The organism is Neisseria subflava, assembly GCF_003044935.1.
GTDB classification, from domain to species: Bacteria; Pseudomonadota; Gammaproteobacteria; order Burkholderiales; family Neisseriaceae; genus Neisseria; species Neisseria subflava_E.
In genome coordinates, this window is sequence record NZ_POXP01000002.1 from 236,215 (window position 1) to 256,034 (window position 19,820).

A 19,820-nucleotide genomic window follows, 5' to 3' on the forward strand; every position below is an offset into this window, starting at 1 on the left:
AACAAATCTTTGCTGGAACGGAGTTTAACACAAATTACATGTTGTTACATAGATTTTACAGAAGATTTTGATTTGTATTGTAAACATTTATACGCTCTACGCTTTTTCAAAAATTCAGGCCGTCTGAAAAACTTTTTTCAGACGGCCCGTTCTGTTTATAAAGCCGTTAGAACGCTTGATTGATGCCCAACTGCTTCAGCAAATATTCGAATGTTTCCGGCGTATCAAAATGCAGCACGATTTTGCCTTTTTTCTGATTACTGGTTTTGACTTCGGCATTAACGCCCAAATGCTCGGTCAATGCATCATTGATGCGGCGGATATCCGGGCTGATGGTTTTGGCTGCTTCGGGCTTGGCTTTTTGATGCGCCAATTGGCTGCGACGTTCTACCTCACGCACTGACCAACCGTTTTTTACAGCTTTCTGCGCCAACTCCAATTGGTCAACCACATGCAAGGTCAACAACGCACGGGCATGACCCATTTCCAGACGGCGTTGGTAAAGCATTTCCTGAACTGGCTCAGGCAGGCTCAACAGGCGCAGGCTGTTGGAGATGGCACTACGGCTTTTACCGACGGCTTTTGCGATGGTTTCATGAGTCAGGCCGAATTCGTCGGCAAGGCGTTTCAAACCTTGCGCTTCTTCAATCGGATTCAGGTTTTCACGTTGCAAGTTTTCAATCAAACCCATGGCCAACGCAGTTTCGTCGCTGATGGTTTTAATGACGACGGGAATTTCGGTCAAACCGGCCAACTGGGAAGCGCGCCAACGGCGTTCGCCGGCAATCAATTCATATTGAGACAGACCACGTTCGCGTACGATAACCGGCTGGATAATGCCTTGCGCTTTAATGGAGTCAGCCAGTTCCTGCAAGGCTTCGTCATCCATTTGCACGCGCGCCTGATAACGGCCGGGCTGAATATCGGCGATGGCAACCGTTGTCAGGCGGTCGCTACTGCTGCTGTCCACTGCATTGGAAATCAGCGAATCCAAACCGCGCCCCAATCCACCTTTTGCTTTTGCCATATTGTTTTCCCTTTCAGACGGCCTCATTGTTGAAATGACGTATTCTATCGGATATTGCCGCTTTACGACAATTTGAATCACTATGATTTGACTATTGCCATTTATTTACGGAGCGAAACCGCAAACATGCCCCTTAAAGCGTTACTCAAACGGATTTCTTCCGCATTTTCCAACATCGCGCGCGTGATGTGGGTTTCCTTGATTGTATCCACACCTAAATATAGCTGCGGCTGCTTCAATACCGCTTGGCGCATTACCCCGTTCAAAATATCCAAATCCAAAGACGGCGTGAGCCATTGTCCTTGATATTTGACAAACACATTGCTTCTTCCACCCTCTAACAAAAGGCCGTCTGAATTGAAAAACAGGCTGTCAAATGCACCCTGCCCTTCTGCCGTTTTCCATGCTTGGTCAAAAATTTCACGGCGCGTGGTTTTGAAGCGGCGCAGATAATCGCGTTGACTTAATGTGTGCTCACTCAAGATGACGTATTGCTGCCCATCCAATTCAGAAACAGCCCCATGGCTCAATGAAAGGCCGTCTGAAAACAAAGCTGCTTTGACTCTAAATAACCCACTTGGCAACGTATCTATATAGTGTTGAATTTGCTCTATTGTATTTTCAGGCCAAGTCAGATTGAGCGCTTGTGCCGAGCTATTCAGACGGCCTAAGTGCAAATCAAGCAAACGACATTGTTTGTCTTGCACGCGCATGGTTTCAAAAATACCGAAATCAGGCCGCAAGTCATTCAGAAAACGCGCCTTCCAACCGCACTCGCGATATTCGGCTTCAGGGTCGCTATCAATCACAATCCCCGAACCCACGCCATAAACACCTTGATAAAGGCCGTCTGAAACGGGCTTCAGGGATAAGGTGCGGATCACAACATTAAACACACCTTCAAACCCCAAACCTGTATCGCACGGATGCAAAAAGCCAATGCTGCCTGTGTACAAACCACGCGGTTCGGACTCAAGAGACTCAATAATGTGCATACTCATGCGTTTGGGCGCACCAGTAATACTGCCGCACGGGAAGGCTGCGCGGAGAATATCGGCAACCGAAACATCAGGCAGCGCCTGCGCTTCGATGGCACTGGTCATCTGCCAAACACTGCCGAAACGGGAAACTTTAAACGGTTCAGGCACGCGTACTTTGCCTGTTTGCGCGATTTTACCGAGGTCATTGCGCAACAAATCGACAATCATCACATTTTCGGCGCGGTTTTTCGGGTCGTTTTGCAATTCAACGGCGCGGCGTTCATCTTTCCCATCGTGAAGAATCGGCGCAGTGCCCTTCATCGGCTCGGTTGTAATCAGGCCGTTTGAATCGATTTTGAGGAAAAGTTCGGGAGAAAAACACAAAGTCCACGCTTCCTGCCCTGCCCCGTCGGGCAGACAAGACAAAACAGCATACGGCACAGGCTGGCGCAAACGGCGGTAAAGCTGAATCGGATTGCCGTAAGTTTGCAGGTGCAGGCGTGCGGTGTAATTGATTTGATAGGTATCGCCACGGCGGATGGCCTCGTGGATTTGGCGGATATGCTCGAGATAATCGGCTTCGGATATGGAGAATCGGGGAGTGGAGATGCCTGCCGCCAGGCCGTCTAAATGATTGGCCAGCCAGCTTTCGGCATCGATTTCGGAACAATCGGCAAACCAGTGCAAACGCAAATTGCCACTGTGCGCGGATGAAATATCCATCAGTGGCAATCCGAATTCGTAGTCTGCAAACAACACTGCATGCAAACCCTTTTTCCAGCCGGCTTGCAAAATACTTGTTAACGAATCCAGTTCGTTATGATAAAACCGATGGCTTTCTACATGATTTTGATAGAGTTTTGCTCGGCCGCTCACGGCATCGTCAAACAGGGCGAAATAAGGCATGATTGCTGTACAAATAGGCTGATTATACGCTGCTTTTACATAAGTTAGCAGACAAATTCAAAAAAAGCACTCGAATGTAATTTTATGTAGTCGAACGAAGTATAAAAGGGTAGAATCAAACCATACCACACCATATCATTTAAAACTTAATCGATAAGGAGACTTTATGGCAGACCACCAATTAGAACCGTTCGAGAATGTTGAACTGGGCGAGAAACAAGACCAGCTGCAAGTATTCGAAAAGGCTGTTTTGGAACACGAAGGACGCGGCACTGACGAAGATTCCAGCAGCGCACCGCTTCCTGCCAACTACCCATACAAACAACGTATGCGCCGCTCTGTTTACGAAAAAGAAAAACAGAAGCTGCAAATCGAATTGTTGAAAGTACAAAGCTGGGTTAAAGATTCCGGTCAGCGTATTGTCAGCCTGTTTGAAGGCCGCGACGCAGCCGGTAAAGGCGGTACCATCAAACGCTTCATGGAACACCTGAATCCGCGTGGCGCGCGCGTGGTTGCTTTGGAAAAACCAACCACTACCGAACGCGGCCAATGGTATTTCCAACGCTACATCCAAAACCTGCCGACCGCAGGCGAAATGGTATTCTTCGACCGCTCATGGTACAACCGTGCCGGCGTAGAACGCGTAATGGGCTTCTGCGAACCTAACGAATACCTGCTCTTCATGCGTCAAACCCCTGAATTGGAACGTATGCTTGTTGCCAGCGGCATCCATCTGTTCAAATTCTGGTTCTCCGTATCCCGTGAAGAACAACTCCGTCGCTTCATCTCTCGCCGTGACGATCCACTGAAACACTGGAAACTGTCCCCTGTGGACATCCAGTCGCTCGACCGCTGGGACGACTACACCGAAGCCAAAAACGCCATGTTCTTCCACACCCATACCGGCGACGCGCCTTGGGTCATCATCCGCTCCGACGACAAAAAACGTGCACGTTTGAACTGTATCCGCTACTTCCTGCACCAGCTGGACTATCCGGGCAAAGACGTGAAAGCCATCGGCAAAGTGGACGAGAAAATCGTTTTGGTTCCTGATACACGTTACAAAGACAAAACTGTCGAGCTCGGACACGATTAATTTGTAACATTACCAAAGGCCGTCTGAAATTTCATCTTTCAGACGGCCTTTTCTTAATCCTCGCGATTCCAGTACGTTTTTTGTGCGAATACCAATTTATTGTCAGTGAATTTTACATTATCTAAATTCAACGCCCAGACATCACTTTTCATCACTCGAGCAGCAGGATGCGCTTTGTAAAATAAAGACTGCGCCGCCTTCAAATCCGCTTCATCTTCAATCAAAGCGGCAGTCGCCGCAAACTGAACACCGTTGATTTTCGTGATACTGTCAGGCTGACCGGCGATGGTGCCGGCTACTTTGGCAGAACGGCTCATCAGTCCGCCATGCTTTGTTTTCAAAGAAGTCAGCACAATTAGGCGGGCATTGGCTTCATCAAACACATAAAAACAGCAAGCCGCCCAAACTTCGCCGTCTGCCGCAGCGGCAATACTGACGACATGATGATTGCTCAAAAATTTAACGATATTGGCAGGAATCGCTTGCATGATTTTTATCCTCTTTCTCAGTGTATTAAATTTATTTTCAGGCCGTCTGAAACATCAGCCCTGCCAGCGCGGCGCATCGGTTTGAAAAATACCGAACAAGTCCAAAGCATGAGAGACGCTGTGTGTAATCATATCTTCGATGGATTCAGGCTTCTGATATAAAGCCGGAACGGGAGGAAACACAATACCGCCCATCTCTGTTACACGGCGCATATTGTCGATGTGTGCCAAGTTTAACGGCGCTTCACGCACCATCAACACCAGCCTGCGCCGCTCTTTCAACGTTACATCCGCCGCACGGCTGAGCAAATTATCGGCAAACCCGTGAGCAACCGAAGCCAAAGTTTTCATTGAACACGGCGCAATCAACATTCCATCCGTCAAAAACGAACCGCTGGCAATACTTGCCCCGACATTACGGATAGAATGCACGACATCCGCCAAAGCATAAACGTCTTCTTTAGTGTAATCCGTTTCCAAAGCACGGGTCATCTCCGCCCCTTGCGAAACCACCAAATGCGTTTCTACCTGATGCTCACGCAAAAGCTGCAAAGCCTTCACGCCATACTGAAAACCGCTGGCACCGCTGATGCCGACAACCAAACGCTTCATTGTATTTCCCTGTCTCGGCCTAAAAATAAAGGAAAAGCAGATTCTCAAGACGAAAAAATAACCGCTAAAAAGCGGTTAGATTTTCTAATGTGGTGCCGACAGCGAGATTTGAACTCGCACAGCCTACGGCCACTACCCCCTCAAGATAGCGTGTCTACCAATTCCACCATGTCGGCATAAATCAAATTGTCTTACTGCTGCTGAGGATTCGGAGCAACAGGAGTTGTATTGTTTTGTGCAGGCGTTGCAGGCTTAGGAGCTTGCTGGGTCTGCTTCACATCGCTGAAGTCTAAACCGTGCTTATTGGAGTGGGTGTGAATATACACCATTGCCATGCAGGTCGCAAAGAAAAATGTTGCAGCAACGGCAGTCGAGCGGCTGAGGAAGTTGGCATTACCGGCAGAACCGAATACGCCTTGCGCGCTACCGCTGCCGGAACCGAATGTTGCGCCGGCATCCGCACCTTTACCGTGTTGCAGCAATACTAACACGATTACAAATAGAGCGGAAATAATATTAATAATCCAGATAAGGGTTTTAAAGGCTTCCATATGTTTTCTACGAGGCTTGTGCTGCGTTGATGATGGCGGTAAAGGAGTCATATGATAATGACGCGCCCCCAACCAATGCGCCGTCTACATGAGGTACTGCGAAGATGTCGGCCGCGTTATCCGCTTTCACACTTCCGCCGTAAAGAACGCGGATTTTAACATCGCTTCCGCACAAAGACAAGATTTCTTTGTAGATAAATGCGTGCATGTCGGCGATTTGTTCGACGGTGGCGACTTTGCCTGTACCGATCGCCCAAACCGGCTCGTAGGCAACGGCGATGTTTTTGGTGTTCAAACCTTGCAGGATGGAAAGCTGGTGGGCAATGACTTCGTGTTCTTTACCGGCTTCGCGTTCTTCCAAGCTTTCGCCGACGCACAACAATGGAATCAGGCCGACGTTGAGGACGTTTTCCATTTTGCGGCGTTGGATTTCGTTTTTCTCGCCGAAATAAAGGCTGCGCTCGGAGTGGCCGATGAGGACGATGTCTGTACCGATGTCGGCAAGCATTTCGGCGGACACTTCGCCGGTGTATGCGCCGTTATTCGGGAAACGGCTCACGTCTTGCGCACAGGTCAAGATGCGGTTGTTCAAAACAATCTGCATGGCGTTGTGCAGTTGCAACAGATAAACGGTCGGAGCGGCCAGGCCGATTAACACGCGTTCTGCGGTTGGCATGACACGGAAGCGGTGCATAAGTGCATTGTTGTTTTGGAGTCGGCCGTTCATTTTCCAGTTGCCGATAACCCATTTTTGGTCCCACATTCCGATTTGGTGATACATCTTTATTGCTCCGTGTGTTGGTTGTTGCTTGCTTGTAGCGTCGTGTAATGTGAAAGTTTAGTGGATATATGTGCGCTTGGCAATTATTAACGGGCCTCCGGGGCCGTCTGAAAGATGGCACACTCTCCGACAAGGATTTATAATGTATGCTTCGATAAAATTAAGAATTGAACGGAGCACAAATATGGACTTTGAAAAAGCGCGTTTCAATATGGTTGAACAGCAGATTCGTCCGTGGGATGTCTTGGACTTCGACATTTTGGATGCTTTGGAGGAGATCGAGCGCGAACATTTCGTCGGCGAGGCTTTTCAAGGCTTAGCCTATGCGGATATGGGGCTGCCGCTGGCCAACGGCCATAAGATGTTGGAACCCAAAGTCGTTGCCCGCCTGGCTCAAGGCTTGAAACTGAAAAAAGATGAAACCGTCTTAGAAATCGGTACAGGCTCAGGCTATGCAACCGCCCTGCTGTCCAAACTGGCCGGCACAGTCGTGACCGACGACATCGACGCCGAGCAGCAGCAACGCGCCAAAAAAGTTTTGGACGAATTGGGCTTTACCAACGTCGATTATGTGCAAAACAACGGCCTGACCGAAGCATCGCAAGGCGCTCCTTTTGATGCGATTTATGTGGGCGGCGCAGTAGACAGTGTACCTGAAATTCTGAAAGAGCAACTGAAAGACGGCGGCCGTATGGTGGTCATCATCGGCCGCAAACCGGTACAACACGCGCTTTTGCTTACGCGCAACGGCAACGAGTTTTCCGAAAAGGTATTGTTCGACACCGTCGTGGCACACTTGGAAGACAAATCGGCCAATCCGTTCGGCGATTTCGATTTTTAAACAACAGGCCGTCTGAAAGTTCAGACGGCCTCATACTTTTACCCAACCCTATGACCGACATCATCCAACTCTCGCCCACCGAATTGAAACAATGGCAGGACGAAGGCCGCACATTTCATCTGCTCGACGTCCGCACCGATGAAGAACGTGCCATCTGCACCCTACCCGCCGCCATTCATATCCCGATGAACCTCATCCCCCTGCGTCAAAATGAGCTGCCCGACGATGATTTACCCATCGTCGTTTACTGCCACCATGGCATCCGCAGCCTGCACACGGCAATGTATTTGGAAGACGCCGGATTTGAAAACCTTTACAACCTGCAAGGCGGGATTGATGCTTGGGCAATGCAGGTGGACAACAAAATGATGCGGTATTGAATCGGTTTTATCAATAAAAGGCCGTCTGAAACTGGATTTCAGACGGCCTTTTTCAAACCTTTCTGTTTACGCTTGTAAGCTAGCGACAAACTGCTGTACGGCCGGCACAGCCAAAATCAACAGCAATACCAATACGGCTTTTTCCATACGGTTGAACTGACAACTTCCGTAGTGTTTCTTTTGCGAATAGAGAAACAGCAATACGCCGGGCAAATAGAGCAAGACTGACAGCAGCAAATATTCCGTGCCTGCCGCATAGACAATCCAAGCCGCATAAAGCGTTGCTGCCGCGCCGATAAGACGGTATTTTGCTGCAGCCTTTTGTGTCAGCGATAATTTGAGCAGATATGCACCAATTAACAGATACGGTATCAAAATCATGGAAGTCGATACCATCAGCAAAGCAGAATAATCCTCGCCTTTTAACCACACCAGCAATAGGCAAAACTGCACGGTCAAGGTGGTAAACATCAACGAACCCTGCGGCACTTCGTTTTTATTCAACGGGATAAACGATTTTGGAAATGCGCCGTTTCTCGCACCCATGTGCGGAATCTCGGTCGCATACAGCGTCCAGCTTAAATAAGACGACAGCACAGACACAATCAGGCAGGAAGAAATCAACACTTTACCCCAAGAGCCCACCATGTGCGCCAACACGCCCGCCATAGACGGATTAGCCATTGCAGCAATATCCGCACGAGGTAAAATGCCTTGAGCCAAGACGGTAATTGCCACATACATTGCCAGCGTCAAGCTGACTCCGATAATGGTCGCTCGACCAACATCAGCACGACTTCGCGCATGCTTGGACAAAACCGCCGCACCCTCAATACCGGTAAACACCCACAGCGTAATCAGCATTGTGTTTTTCACCTGCGTCATCAGGCTGACATCAGGATTTTCAGGCGTAGCAAGGCTCGCCCCTGTCCAATCGGACATAAACACTTCGGTTTGAAAGAAATAGGCTGCCATACCAATAAATAAAATCAGCGGAAATACTTTGACTGCCGTCGCAATCAGGTTCACTCCTGCCGCTTCTTTAATACCGCGCACTACCAACCAGTAAATCAGCCACACAATTACTGATTCTCCAACAAAAGCAGCAAATGTGTTGCCTTTGCCGAAAATCACGTTGTCCGGCGTATCGACAAATCCGCCTACTGCTTCAAACGCAACCACCAAATAGCCGACAATACCGACCGTGGTGCAAAGCCAATAGCCCCACGCCGAGAAAAAACCCATCAAATCGCCGAAGCCGTTGCGGGCGTACGTATAAATACCACCGTCCAATTCGGGCTTAAGTTTGGACAAGGCCGAAAATGATAGGCCGAGAAAGATAATGCCCACACCGGTAATCAGCCAACCCAACAGCAAAGCCTGCGAACCTGCAACGGCAGCCATATTCTGCGGCAGGCTGAAAATACCCGAACCAATCATGGAACTGATAACCAAGGCCGTCAGTGCAACCAAGCCGATTTGAGATTTTTGCGACATGTTTATTCCTGATTTTTATAATTATGTGTTTGTGAAGCGACGGCATTACCGGCTTTTTTAGCCTGTTCTAACCGTATCAAAATATTATGCAGCCGCTTTCAGACGGCCTTAAATCCTTGCGCCAACGCACGGATATGTTCAGGTGCGATACCGCAGCACCCGCCGATGATTTCCGCGCCCAAATCCGCCCATTGTCTCGCCCACGCCAAATAATTTTCCGGAGTGGCATCGGCGCGAATCGGGTCCAAACCGTCGTTGGCCTCGTTCATCTGTCCTTTTACCGGTTCAAATGCATTGGCGTAAACACCCAGTTTCAGACGGCCTTGGGCTTCATGTGCCACTTTCAAAGCTTCCGCCATCACTTCAGGCTGACTGCAATTGAACAACATTGCCGCCGCACCTATTTCTACCGCGAAATCCGCCGCCTCGTGCACGTTTTCCCCCGAACGCAACACCGGTACATCATGCGGCATCGTATCTTCCAAAGTAAACGATACCCAAAACGGCTTACCGTCATCAGGCAGACTGCTGCGCCAGAAACGCGCTTCTTCCAAGCTGGATACGGTTTCTGCCAACCAAATATCAGCAAACGGCATCAAACCCGATATTAAAGGGCGAGCCAAAGCAGGTGCGACTTGTTTGTCAAACAAGTCAGGACGGTAAGAACCGAATAATGGCGGCAGGCTTGCGGCTACTTTTGCAGTAGTCCCGCTTTGTTCCACCGCTTCACGCGCCAAACGGCCGGCCTGCCTTGCCCATTCGGCAGCTTGAGCATCAAAGCGCTCCTGCCCGATATGAAATGGAACAAGCGCATAGCTGTTGGTCGTAATCACCTGTGCGCCTGCGCGAAGAAAGTCCAAATGCGTTTCGCGTACAATATCCGGCGCTTCCATCAAAGCCAAAGCAGACCATTCCGGCTGACGAAACGGTGCGCCGCGCCGATGCAGTTCACGCCCCATTCCACCGTCTAAAATCGTTACCGTCATGATCGACCTCCAATGATGAATTTTTAAAATCGCCATTCTACGCTTTTTTAACTCCTTACCTTTAATTTATACAGAACTAAACTTATGCAGTTTCGTTATATAAAAGGCCGTCTGAAACTGGATTTCAGACGGCCTTTACGATTATTTCACAAACCGTGCATCTGCCATAAACGGCCGTGTAGCGGCTGGTTTAGCGGAATAGAAGCGGGAGAAAGTGCTGTCGATTTTAGTCTGTATCGGCTTACCGTCCAATGTTGCTGATGCTTCCAATTTCACACCACCGCCACTGGTTTCGCCCAATTTCATATTTGGCAACGTCAGTTTGGCAATATTGAGTTTCGCATTTTCCACTTTGGTATCCGGAGACATCAGCTGTTTGCCGACCGGACGGATTTTTTCACCCTCATCATGAGGCGCAGCACCACCGTTATCGTCAACCACGCCGATATTAATCAATCTGGCAGACGCCAAATCCATCTTAGCGTTTTTGACCGGAATACCGACAAACAGTTTTACGCCGCGATGAATGAACGTATTGTCCCGCCACTGAGTTTGGCCCTCTTTCGGCGGTTTGGTTTCTGCCGCCACCGAATAAGTGCGGCCCATAATCATCAATTTATAACCTGGAATTTTTTTCGAACCGAATCCATCAGTGATATCTTCGACCAGTTGCGGCGCAGTCAGGGTTTCGTTTGCCAAAATACGGGCTGAAGTTTCTGCCAAATGGGCAGGCTTGCCGTCTATGGTCAATGCCTGTTCATGGCCGAAATCAGATGCAAATGCAGGCACGGCGGCCAGCGCGGCGGCCAATGCCAGAATACGGATGGTTTTCATTGCAGACTCCTGATAAAAATGTAATTGGGTTGATTACCCGATAAAATCCGGGCAATATTAATAGGAATCGGTATTTTCATACAAATGATACAGATTATCAAGAATATTTGGCCTTTAAAATAAAAAAGGCCGTCTGAAAACCAAGTTTCAGACGGCCTTTCAAATTTGCTTAAAACCTTCTATCAGTCTTTGAAGCGTTTGAATACCAATGTGCCGTTGGTACCGCCAAAGCCAAAGGAATTGGAGATGGCAACGTCGATTTTCGCGTCACGCGCTTCGTTGGCACAGTAGTCCAAATCGCAACCGGCTTCAACGTCTTGTTCAAAGATGTTGATGGTTGGTGGAGATTTTTGCTCATGTACTGCCAATACACTGTACAACGCTTCCACACCGCCGGCCGCGCCGAGCAAGTGGCCGGTCATGGATTTGGTAGAGTTAACGATGACTTTGCGCGCATGATCGCCTAAAGCGCGTTTGATGGCTTTGGTTTCGTTGGCATCGCCCAAAGGAGTCGATGTACCGTGTGCGTTGACGTAATCAACGTCTTCAGGATTCAGGCCGGCATCTTTCAGGGCGCGGGTAACGGCCAATGCAGGGCCTTCTTCGTTAGGCGCGGTAATGTGGTAGGCATCAGAGCTCATACCGAAGCCGACGATTTCGGCGTAAATTTTCGCACCGCGTTTTTTCGCATGTTCCAATTCTTCCAACACCAGCACGCCAGCGCCTTCGCCGATAACGAAACCGTCACGGCCTTTGTCCCACGGACGGGAAGCGGTAGCAGGATCATCGTTGCGGGTGGAAAGTGCCTTCATGGCGGCAAAACCGCCAACGCCCAAAGTGCTGATCGCGCCTTCTGCACCGCCGGCAATCATCACGTCTGCGTCGCCGTATTTAATCAGTCGCGCAGAGTCGCCGATGGAGTGTGCGCCGGTTGTACAGGCAGAAACCATGCCGTAGCTCGGGCCGCGGTAGCCTTTGAGAATGGTGACGTGGCCAGAAATCAGGTTGATCAGCGAGCCTGGGATAAAGAAAGGATTGATTTTGCGCGCGCCGCCTTCGATAACGGCTTTGCCGGTCGCTTCGATGCTGGGCAGGCCGCCGATACCGGAGCCGATGTTGACACCGACGCGGTCTTTGTCGAGGGTTTCCAAATCGTCCAAGCCTGAATCATTGATGGCTTGCAGGGCGGCGGCGATACCGTAATGGATAAACACGTCCATGCGGCGCGCTTCTTTCGCGCTGATGTATTGGCCGATGTCGAAATCACGCACTTCGCCGGCGATTTGGCTGTTGATGTCGGATGCGTCAAAGCGGGTAATCCGTCCGATGCCGCTTTTGCCTGCGAGCAGATTGCTCCATGCGGTGGCGACGTCGTTGCCGACCGGTGATACTTGGCCAAGACCTGTGATGACTACTCTTCTCTGACTCATGATAATCTCGCTGTTGGTTGTCGGGATTTTCGCGGCAGCCTTGCTCTTTTTCTTCGTGAAAACGGGCAAAACTCATGCCGTCTGAAATTTCAGGGGTTTAATAATAAGGTAAAAGCCTCTATTGCGATGGCGCAGCAGAGGCTGGATGTTTGGTGCGACCGATTAGCCTTGGTGGGCGTTGATGTAGTCGATAGCCAATTGTACGGTAGTGATTTTTTCAGCGTCTTCGTCAGGGATTTCGCAGCCGAAAGCTTCTTCCAAAGCCATCACCAGTTCTACGGTGTCCAGAGAGTCAGCACCCAAATCGTCTTGGAAAGAAGATTCGTTTTTCACTTCGGCTTCGTTTACGCCCAGTTGTTCAGCAACAATTTTTTTAACTTGTTGTTCGATGTTTGACATGTCAGTCGTTCCTTTTCGCCTTGCGGCAGGTTGTTTAAGGGAAATAATTCGTCGGTATTGTACCGAATTCGGATAGAGTTTTCCATCTAATCCTGCATTTTAGCACAGATTATTCTGGAAAAACCTGTTGTTGCGCATATTAGCATATGCTGATTTTAACCTACAAGCGGGAATTTGTTTTTCCTTGGTATCAATAAGTTAATAAGCGGAAAGGTCGTCTGAAAACTGATTTCCCCGTTTTCAGACGACCTTTTATTCAATCAAGGCAGATTTGGGATAACCCAAGTAGCGTGGGCTTTCCCCACGAAATCCACCATCCAACAACTAAATCCGACAACAGTCACATAGACTTTCATTTTGGCATTCATCTCGTGGGTAAAGCCCACATTACGGCTTGCTGTAACGGCAACTTTGCCCTTCCTTCATCTAACGGAGGGAAAGTTTGCGGACGTATGCTAATATAGTATATTGCGGGAAGTGTGCCTGTCAGATTTAGCCGTAATGGCAAGGCATTATTTCATTACTCAAAAATTCTTTATGAATTAGATGCTTAAAATAAACTATTAAAACTTTAGGATACGCATATGCAAGATCAGGAAGAAAGTAAAAATCAGGAAATACAAGAAAAGCAGAAACAAGAAGACAATGGTGCCATGACCAAGTTGCAAGATGTGTTCAATCTTGCGCATGACCAAGCTCATCCCGATAAGATCGATGCCACCATCCGCGCCAATACTCGGGTGACCGGAACCAGTATGTGGGTATTGATGTTTGCCATTGCCGTGTCGAGTATCGGTCTGAATGTAAACAGCACGGCAGTAGTGATCGGAGCGATGTTGATTTCGCCGTTGATGGGGCCGATAGTCGGTATGGGTTACGGTTTGGCGGTAGGGGATACTGCGCTGATCCGTCAAGCCGTGCGCAATATTATTATATTCGTCGTCATCAGCTTGATTACCGCTACGTTGTATTTCCTGTTAACCCCGCTTAAAGAGGCGCAAAGCGAGATTTTGGCGCGTACTCAGCCGACCCTTTGGGATGTGTTGATTGCCTTCTTCGGCGGTAGTGCGGGTATTGTGGCGCTGACCCGAAAAGAGGGAGGCAATGCCATACCGGGTGTGGCGATTGCTACCGCATTGATGCCGCCCCTGTGTACTGCGGGCTACGGACTGGCACATGGCAACTGGCACTACTTTCTCGGTGCTTCATATCTTTTTGCCATCAACTGCGTGTTCATCGCTTTTGCGACCTTGTTGTTTTCCAAGCTGCTCAAGCTGCCGCGCAGGGGGTTGGTAAAGGAATCCAAACGCCGGTTGCACAGCATCATTATTACTGCCGTCGTACTTGCTGTCATGATTCCGAGCGGCTATATGGCATCAGGACTGGTGCGTCAGGAAATCTTCAACACCAGAGCCAATGCTGCCATTGCCACTGCGAAGCAACAGGAAGGTTTTTTCGTGCTGCGTAAGATGTTGAACCATAGAGAAAATAAAGTCAGTCTGGTTGTCAATGGAACGGGCAATGCCGAGAAAATTTCCGCCTTGCTGGTGAAAAGCCTTGAAGCGTCAGGTGTGAAAGAGCCGAAGGTCAACGTGGTCTATGCGGGAGGGGACAATGCCAAAATCGAAGAATTGCTGGCAAGCCAAAACAACCCGGTTCAGCAGCAAAATGAGCTGAAAGAGCAACAGGCCTATATCGATACCGTACTGGCAGGCAAAGCCTCCGATATCGACGATGCAGCGGTACTTAAGGAATTAAAAGCCCAATATCCGGAAGCGGAAAAAATCGTTGTCGGACGCGGCTTGGCTTGGGATAAAGCGCAAACAATGCCTGTTTCCGAACAGTCTGAAAGCCAAAAAAACGCAGAACCGAAGACAGATACATATGACGATATCGTCGTTGTCTCTCTCGAATTGGAGCAGCCACTACCTGCCAAAGATCACGAGCGGATACAGGCGTGGTTAAACCAGCGTTATGAGGGTAAGGTAGTGCGCATATTGCAAACGCACAAGTCTCAGACAGATAAACCGTCTAACGAATAATCGCCTTCAGGCTTTATCCATTTCCGAGAGATCATTGATTGTTCCTAGTACACCAAATCCGCCTCAAACACGCCTCTCAAGGCGTTGGAGAGGCGGATTTTTTCTGTGCGTTCGAGCATATCGCGGGTGATGTGTGTTTCGATGATGGTGTCCGCGCCCAAGTAGGTTTGCAGCTGCTGCAACACGGCTTGGCGCATGATGCCGTTGAGGATATCCAAATCCAGAGACGGGGTGAGACGGGTGTTTTTGTGCATGTTCATGTTTCAGTATTCTCCTGGAAATACTGTAAACAACGCTACTAGTTTCTACAGCATCGAGTTGATAACGTTCGCCCACACCGGCAAGGTTTTCTGCGCCAAGGACGAGTTTGAGTTTCTCAAAGTCGATTTGGTCTTCGCAAAAGACTTCGGGAAAGATTTGTTTGAGTTTTAATATATTGTTTTGTTTGAAATTATTTTCTAAATCGTGTATAATTTTTCAGTTCGGTTGCCATAATTGCGTCTTCCATCAATGATTACTTACAAAGTGTCCATTTTATCGGGATATGTTGAAAGTTAAAAGAAAAGAAGGCCGTCTGAAAAACTTTAATATTCGTTTTTCAGACGGCCTTCTTTTCACTTGCCGAAACAAGAGTATTTTGTTTCTCAACTTTACAAAACGGTCAGTCCTGCTGCTTACTTCTACCCTAAAAACTCTTTCAAAAACAGCAAGACGCAGGTAAGTTCGTCGGCGGATTCGCGTTGCGTGCCGTTGCCGGTATGGCCGCCGCCGTCAGGCGAGTAGAGCCAAGATTGCGGCGAGGTTTCACGCAGTTTGGCGTAGAACTTGAGCGCGTGGGCGGGATGGACGCGATCGTCGCTGAGGCTGGTGGTGATGAGCGCTGGCGGATAATCGATGCCGTCTGAAAGATTGTGATACGGCGACAATTCGCCCAGCCAGCGTTTGCAGACTTCGTATTTTTGCGGATTGCCGTATTCGTCCGTCCAGCTTGAACCGGCGGACAGCAGCGGATAACGGATCATGTCGGTCAGCGGTACTTCGCACACCAGCGCGCCTATGCTTTGCGGCTCGCGCACGAAGGCGGCGGCGGTAATCAAACCGCCGTTGCTGCCGCCCTGCAAACCGATGTGTTTGGGCGAACTCATGCCGCGTTCGGACAAATCGCGCACGACTGCCAATAAATCATCAACGCTTTTGTGTTTACTGATTCCCTGCGCCGCCTGATGCCAGCGTGGGCCGAATTCGCCGCCGCCGCGGATGTTTGCCAATACAAAGGCATTGCCCTCTTTCAGCCAATATTTGCCGACGCTGCCCAGATAATGCGGCAATTCGGGAATGCCGAAACCGCCGTAGGCATAAACCAAGGTCGGCGTGTCGGGCGTGGCGTTTTTGCCGACGTGGAAATAAGGAATGCGCTCGCCATCGGCCGAAATCGTCCAAAACTGCTGCACGTTGATGCCGTCTGAATCAAACTGCTGCGGCTGACGGCGCATGACGGTCAGTTCCATCACGTTCAAATCTAGCGCAAACAGCGTCAGCGGCGTAGTGAAATCGCTGGCGGCAAGGTAAACCACGTCGCCGCCCCACGGTTGGTCGGTCATTTCCAACGCACCCGAAGGCAGGCGCGGCAATTCGACTTCCTGCCATTTGCCATCGCTAAAGCGCCATGCTTTCAGACGGCCTTGTACGTTCTCCAGCAGGCTCGCTACGACAAAACGCTTGGTCGTTTCCACGCTTTCCAATGCCTGCGTTTCATCGGGCGCAAACAAAAGCTGCGCCGCACCCAATTCACCGCGGTTTAATTTTACTGCCACCAATGCGCCGCTCGGATAGCTCTGGTTCGCGCGATTCCAGTCTTTGCGCAGCGTCAGCAAAAGATGTCCCGCCAGATAGCCGACCACGTCGCAATCATTAGGCAGGTTTAACGGTTTCGCCTCGCCTTCGGCCGACACCTGCAAATAGGTTTTGGTATAAAAACCGTCCGACGCTTCAATCAAATCAATCGGCGAACCCTGCGGGTCAAGGTAACGCCACGCGTTCACCATCATTGCGCCTTTATCGATTTGATACACCGACAGGCTTTCCTCGAAACTCTTGCCGCGCTCCACCAGCCACACTTCGCGCGGATAGCCCGATTCGGTCAACTGGCGTTCGTCCCAGGCCGGACATACCCACACGCTGTTTTCATCGCGCCACGACACATGGTTCTTACCTGCAGGAAAGTGAAAGCCGCCTTCTACCAATTCCCCTGCTTCCAAATCCACTTCCAGCGTGTACGCCGTATCGCCGCCCGATTTGCTCAAGGTCAACAGCGCGCGGTTGGGCTTTTCCACCAAGTGCGACACCCCGCCCAAATACACATCGTCGCCGAGCAACTCGTCGAAATCCGCCACTGAAAACAGGATTTTCCACTCGGGATAGCCGGAACGGTAAGTCGCCGCGGTACACACGCGGTACACACCCTTCGGATATTCCGCGTCCTGATGGAAATGGTACATCCGCGCGCGGTGTTCCTGACAAAACGGAATCTGCCGCGTGTCCTGCAACTGCGCCAAAATGCCGTCAGACAATTCGCGCGCCTTGTCGTTTTCTAAAAAACGCGCACGCGTTTCGGCATGCGCCGCGGCGGCGAAATTTTGCGTTTCGGGAGATTCGAGGTTTTCAAAATGGAGATAGGAATCGGGGTAGGATTTCATAGAAAAGGCCGTCTGAAAGATTGGGAAATGGGATTATAACGGCAAAATCAAAAAAGGCCGTCTGAAACCTGCGTTTCAGACGGCTTAAGCATGATTCAACTTAACGCCCGTATATTTTCCACAAACCTTCCTGCAAACCAAACGCAGGCTCGCTGTCTTGCGGCTGGGTACGGACGTAACTGCCGTCAGGCTGCATCAGCCAAGCCTGGGTATTGTCTTCCAAAGCCATTTCCAAACCTTCGCGGATCACGCGTTCTTTGAGTTCGGGCGTGGTAATCGGCGTGGCGACTTCAATGCGGCGGAAGAAGTTGCGCCCCATCCAGTCGGCGCTGGAGATAAAGGTATCGTCTGCACCGTTGTTATGGAAGCAATACACGCGCGAGTGTTCGAGTTGGCGGCCGATGATGGAACGGACGCGGATGTTTTCGGACAAGCCTTTGACATCCGGGCGCAAAGTACACATACCGCGCACAATCAGGTCGATTTGTACGCCTGCCGCGCTAGCTTGATACAGCGCATCAATCACGCTCGGCTCGATGAGGGAATTCATCTTGGCGGTAATCCGCGCCGGTTTGCCGGCTTTGGCGTGGTCGGTTTCCTGCTTGATGCGGTCGATGACCATTTTGTGCAGGGTAAACGGGCTTTGATAGAGCTTGTTCAGACGGCCCGGCTTACCCAAGCCTGTGATTTCCATAAACAAAGTGTTCACATCGGCAGTGATTTGGTCGTCGGCGGTGATGATGCCGAAGTCGGTGTAGATGCGCGATGTGCCTTGGTGGTAGTTGCCGGTACCGAGATGGGCATAACGCTTGAGCACGCCGTCTTCGCGGCGGATAACCAAAGCCATTTTGGCGTGAACTTTGTAGCCGAATACGCCGTACACGACGTGCGCACCCGCCTCTTCCAGCTGTTTCGCCCAGTTGACGTTGTTGGCTTCATCAAAACGCGCCATCAGTTCGACCACGACGGTTACTTGCTTGCCCGCCAGTGCGGCCTTCATCAATGCGCGCACAAGCTCGGAATTGCTGCCGGTGCGGTAGATGGTCATTTTAACGGCCAACACATCCGGATCGGCAGCGGCCTCGCGTATCATTTGGACAACCGGATCGAAAGACTGATACGGGTGGTGCAGCAAAATCGGCGACTGTTTGACCAGCTTGAATACGGAGCCGTTTTTGCGCAAGGCTTTCAGACGGCCTGCATTGTGCGGCGGAAACTTCAAATCCGGCCTGTCCACCAAATCGGGGACGGCATTGAGGCGCACCAAATTGACCGGCCCTTTGACTTGATACAGCTCGGCAGAAGTCAGCTTGAACTGGGCAAGCAGGAAGTCGTGAATGTGCGCCGGACAAGTGTCCGCCACTTCCAAGCGCACGCCGTCGCCGTATTCGCGGTCGTGCAATTCGTTTTGAATCGCGGCACGCAGGTTTTTCAAATCTTCTTCATCGACCGTCAAATCGCTATCACGCGTGAGACGGAACTGATGGCAGTCTTTAACCTTCATGCCGGGAAAGAGTTTGCCGACATGGGCGTGCAAAATCGAAGACAAGAACACAAAACCTGCATCGCCGCCGCAAATTTCAGACGGCATAGGGACGACACGCGGCAAAATGCGCGGAGCCTGTACAATCGCCATTCCTGACGGACGGCCGAACGCATCCGTGCCTTCGAGTTCGACGGCAAAGTTGAGCGATTTGTTTAACGGGCGCGGGAACGGGTGTGACGGATCAAGGCCGATGGGCGTGAGAATGGGCAACAGCTCGTTGTCAAAATAGTTTTCGATCCATTTTTTCTGCGCGGCCGTCCATTTGTGGCGGCGATAGAAATGAATGCCGGCGCGGCTGAGTGCAGGCTGCAATACTTTGTTAAACAGGTCGTACTGCTCGCGAATCAAGGCCTGTGCCTCTTTCGCCACCGCTTCGATGGTTTCGGCCGCGGTTTTGCCGTTGTCGAGCAGCTGATGCGGGCGCAATTTGTTTTCGCGTTTCAACCACGCCATGCGCACTTCAAAAAATTCGTCCAAATTGGAAGACACGATGCACAGGAAACGCAAACGTTCCAACAAAGGAACTTTCGTATCCTGCGCCTGAGCCAGTACACGGCGGTTGAACGCCAACAGGCTGAGTTCTCGGCAAAGAATGCGGTTTTGCTCGGGCATGGTTTACTCCTGAAACATCAGTCATTAACACCATCAAGTATAACGTTTTGCCGCCGTTCCGTCAGGTTTCAGACGGCCTCGGCAGACAACCTCATCCCTATTTGAGGCAAGACAAA

The 19,820-nt window shown here is 50.3% G+C and carries 17 protein-coding genes, 1 tRNA gene and 1 pseudogene; 4 read left to right on the plus strand and 15 right to left on the minus strand.

Annotation, left to right across the window (positions count from 1 at the left end):
• Nucleotides 1-166: 166 nt before the first annotated feature.
• Complete coding sequence (locus DBY95_RS06740; RefSeq protein ID WP_049323106.1) at nt 167-1,027, minus strand: ParB/RepB/Spo0J family partition protein; 861 nt, start codon at nt 1,025-1,027, stop codon at nt 167-169.
• A gap of 101 nt (nt 1,028-1,128) precedes the next feature.
• Nucleotides 1,129-2,913, minus strand: a complete 1,785-nt coding sequence (locus DBY95_RS06745) for a bifunctional chorismate-binding protein/class IV aminotransferase (RefSeq protein WP_107723814.1) — start codon at nt 2,911-2,913, stop codon at nt 1,129-1,131.
• Nucleotides 2,914-3,079: 166 nt separating this feature from the next.
• Between DBY95_RS06745 and ppk2 the strand changes: the two genes are divergently transcribed.
• Complete coding sequence (gene ppk2 / locus DBY95_RS06750; RefSeq protein WP_004519010.1) at nt 3,080-4,009, plus strand: polyphosphate kinase 2; 930 nt, start codon at nt 3,080-3,082, stop codon at nt 4,007-4,009.
• Between the two features lie 53 nt (nt 4,010-4,062).
• Here the strand turns inward: ppk2 and DBY95_RS06755 are convergent, their stop codons facing one another.
• The 5 genes from DBY95_RS06755 to tpiA form a co-directional block, all read right to left on the minus strand.
• Nucleotides 4,063-4,497, minus strand: coding sequence for a pyridoxamine 5'-phosphate oxidase family protein (locus tag DBY95_RS06755; protein ID WP_101755788.1), 435 nt, complete (start codon nt 4,495-4,497; stop codon nt 4,063-4,065).
• Nucleotides 4,498-4,551: 54 nt separating this feature from the next.
• On the minus strand, nt 4,552-5,109 hold the full coding sequence (locus DBY95_RS06760; RefSeq protein WP_107723815.1) for a UbiX family flavin prenyltransferase: 558 nt from the start codon (nt 5,107-5,109) through the stop codon (nt 4,552-4,554).
• A 90-nt stretch (nt 5,110-5,199) separates the two neighbouring features.
• A tRNA-Leu gene (locus DBY95_RS06765) sits at nt 5,200-5,285 on the minus strand.
• 15 nt (nt 5,286-5,300) lie between these two features.
• The gene (gene secG, locus DBY95_RS06770) at nt 5,301-5,660 is read right to left on the minus strand and encodes a preprotein translocase subunit SecG (protein WP_036492092.1); all 360 of its coding nucleotides are present in this window, start codon (nt 5,658-5,660) and stop codon (nt 5,301-5,303) included.
• 7 nt (nt 5,661-5,667) lie between these two features.
• Nucleotides 5,668-6,441 carry a triose-phosphate isomerase gene (tpiA, locus tag DBY95_RS06775; RefSeq protein WP_004519014.1) on the minus strand — a complete coding sequence of 258 codons (774 nt, stop codon included), beginning with the start codon at nt 6,439-6,441 and terminating at the stop codon, nt 5,668-5,670.
• A gap of 184 nt (nt 6,442-6,625) precedes the next feature.
• Between tpiA and DBY95_RS06780 the strand changes: the two genes are divergently transcribed.
• Both DBY95_RS06780 and DBY95_RS06785 read left to right on the plus strand, forming a co-directional pair.
• Complete coding sequence (locus DBY95_RS06780) at nt 6,626-7,282, plus strand: protein-L-isoaspartate O-methyltransferase family protein (protein ID WP_101755786.1); 657 nt, start codon at nt 6,626-6,628, stop codon at nt 7,280-7,282.
• A gap of 50 nt (nt 7,283-7,332) precedes the next feature.
• Complete coding sequence (locus DBY95_RS06785; RefSeq protein ID WP_107723816.1) at nt 7,333-7,662, plus strand: rhodanese-like domain-containing protein; 330 nt, start codon at nt 7,333-7,335, stop codon at nt 7,660-7,662.
• Nucleotides 7,663-7,728: 66 nt separating this feature from the next.
• Here the strand turns inward: DBY95_RS06785 and DBY95_RS06790 are convergent, their stop codons facing one another.
• From DBY95_RS06790 to acpP, 5 genes are all read right to left on the minus strand, one after another.
• Nucleotides 7,729-9,159, minus strand: coding sequence for a basic amino acid/polyamine antiporter (locus DBY95_RS06790; protein WP_107723817.1), 1,431 nt, complete (start codon nt 9,157-9,159; stop codon nt 7,729-7,731).
• Between the two features lie 98 nt (nt 9,160-9,257).
• Nucleotides 9,258-10,145 carry a homocysteine S-methyltransferase family protein gene (locus DBY95_RS06795; protein WP_107723958.1) on the minus strand — a complete coding sequence of 296 codons (888 nt, stop codon included), beginning with the start codon at nt 10,143-10,145 and terminating at the stop codon, nt 9,258-9,260.
• A gap of 141 nt (nt 10,146-10,286) precedes the next feature.
• A complete protein-coding gene (locus DBY95_RS06800; RefSeq protein WP_107723818.1) occupies nt 10,287-10,979 on the minus strand; it encodes a hypothetical protein in 693 nt (230 codons plus the stop codon).
• Nucleotides 10,980-11,161: 182 nt separating this feature from the next.
• A complete protein-coding gene (gene fabF, locus DBY95_RS06805) occupies nt 11,162-12,409 on the minus strand; it encodes a beta-ketoacyl-ACP synthase II (RefSeq protein WP_039861923.1) in 1,248 nt (415 codons plus the stop codon).
• A 162-nt stretch (nt 12,410-12,571) separates the two neighbouring features.
• Nucleotides 12,572-12,808, minus strand: a complete 237-nt coding sequence (gene acpP, locus DBY95_RS06810) for an acyl carrier protein (RefSeq protein ID WP_003679644.1) — start codon at nt 12,806-12,808, stop codon at nt 12,572-12,574.
• Between the two features lie 584 nt (nt 12,809-13,392).
• Here acpP and DBY95_RS06820 point away from each other — a divergent pair.
• A complete protein-coding gene (locus DBY95_RS06820) occupies nt 13,393-14,850 on the plus strand; it encodes a DUF389 domain-containing protein (RefSeq protein ID WP_107723819.1) in 1,458 nt (485 codons plus the stop codon).
• A gap of 44 nt (nt 14,851-14,894) precedes the next feature.
• On the opposite strand, the pseudogene DBY95_RS06825 reads toward DBY95_RS06820, so the two are convergent.
• The 3 genes and pseudogenes from DBY95_RS06825 to ppk1 form a co-directional block, all read right to left on the minus strand.
• Nucleotides 14,895-15,086, minus strand: a pseudogene (locus tag DBY95_RS06825) (aminotransferase class IV); the annotation flags it as partial.
• 444 nt (nt 15,087-15,530) lie between these two features.
• The gene (locus DBY95_RS06835) at nt 15,531-17,546 is read right to left on the minus strand and encodes a prolyl oligopeptidase family serine peptidase (RefSeq protein WP_107723821.1); all 2,016 of its coding nucleotides are present in this window, start codon (nt 17,544-17,546) and stop codon (nt 15,531-15,533) included.
• Nucleotides 17,547-17,646: 100 nt separating this feature from the next.
• Nucleotides 17,647-19,704 (minus strand): polyphosphate kinase 1, encoded by a 2,058-nt coding sequence (gene ppk1 / locus DBY95_RS06840; RefSeq protein WP_107723822.1) that lies wholly within the window; start codon nt 19,702-19,704, stop codon nt 17,647-17,649.
• Between the last annotated feature and the right edge of the window lie 116 nt (nt 19,705-19,820).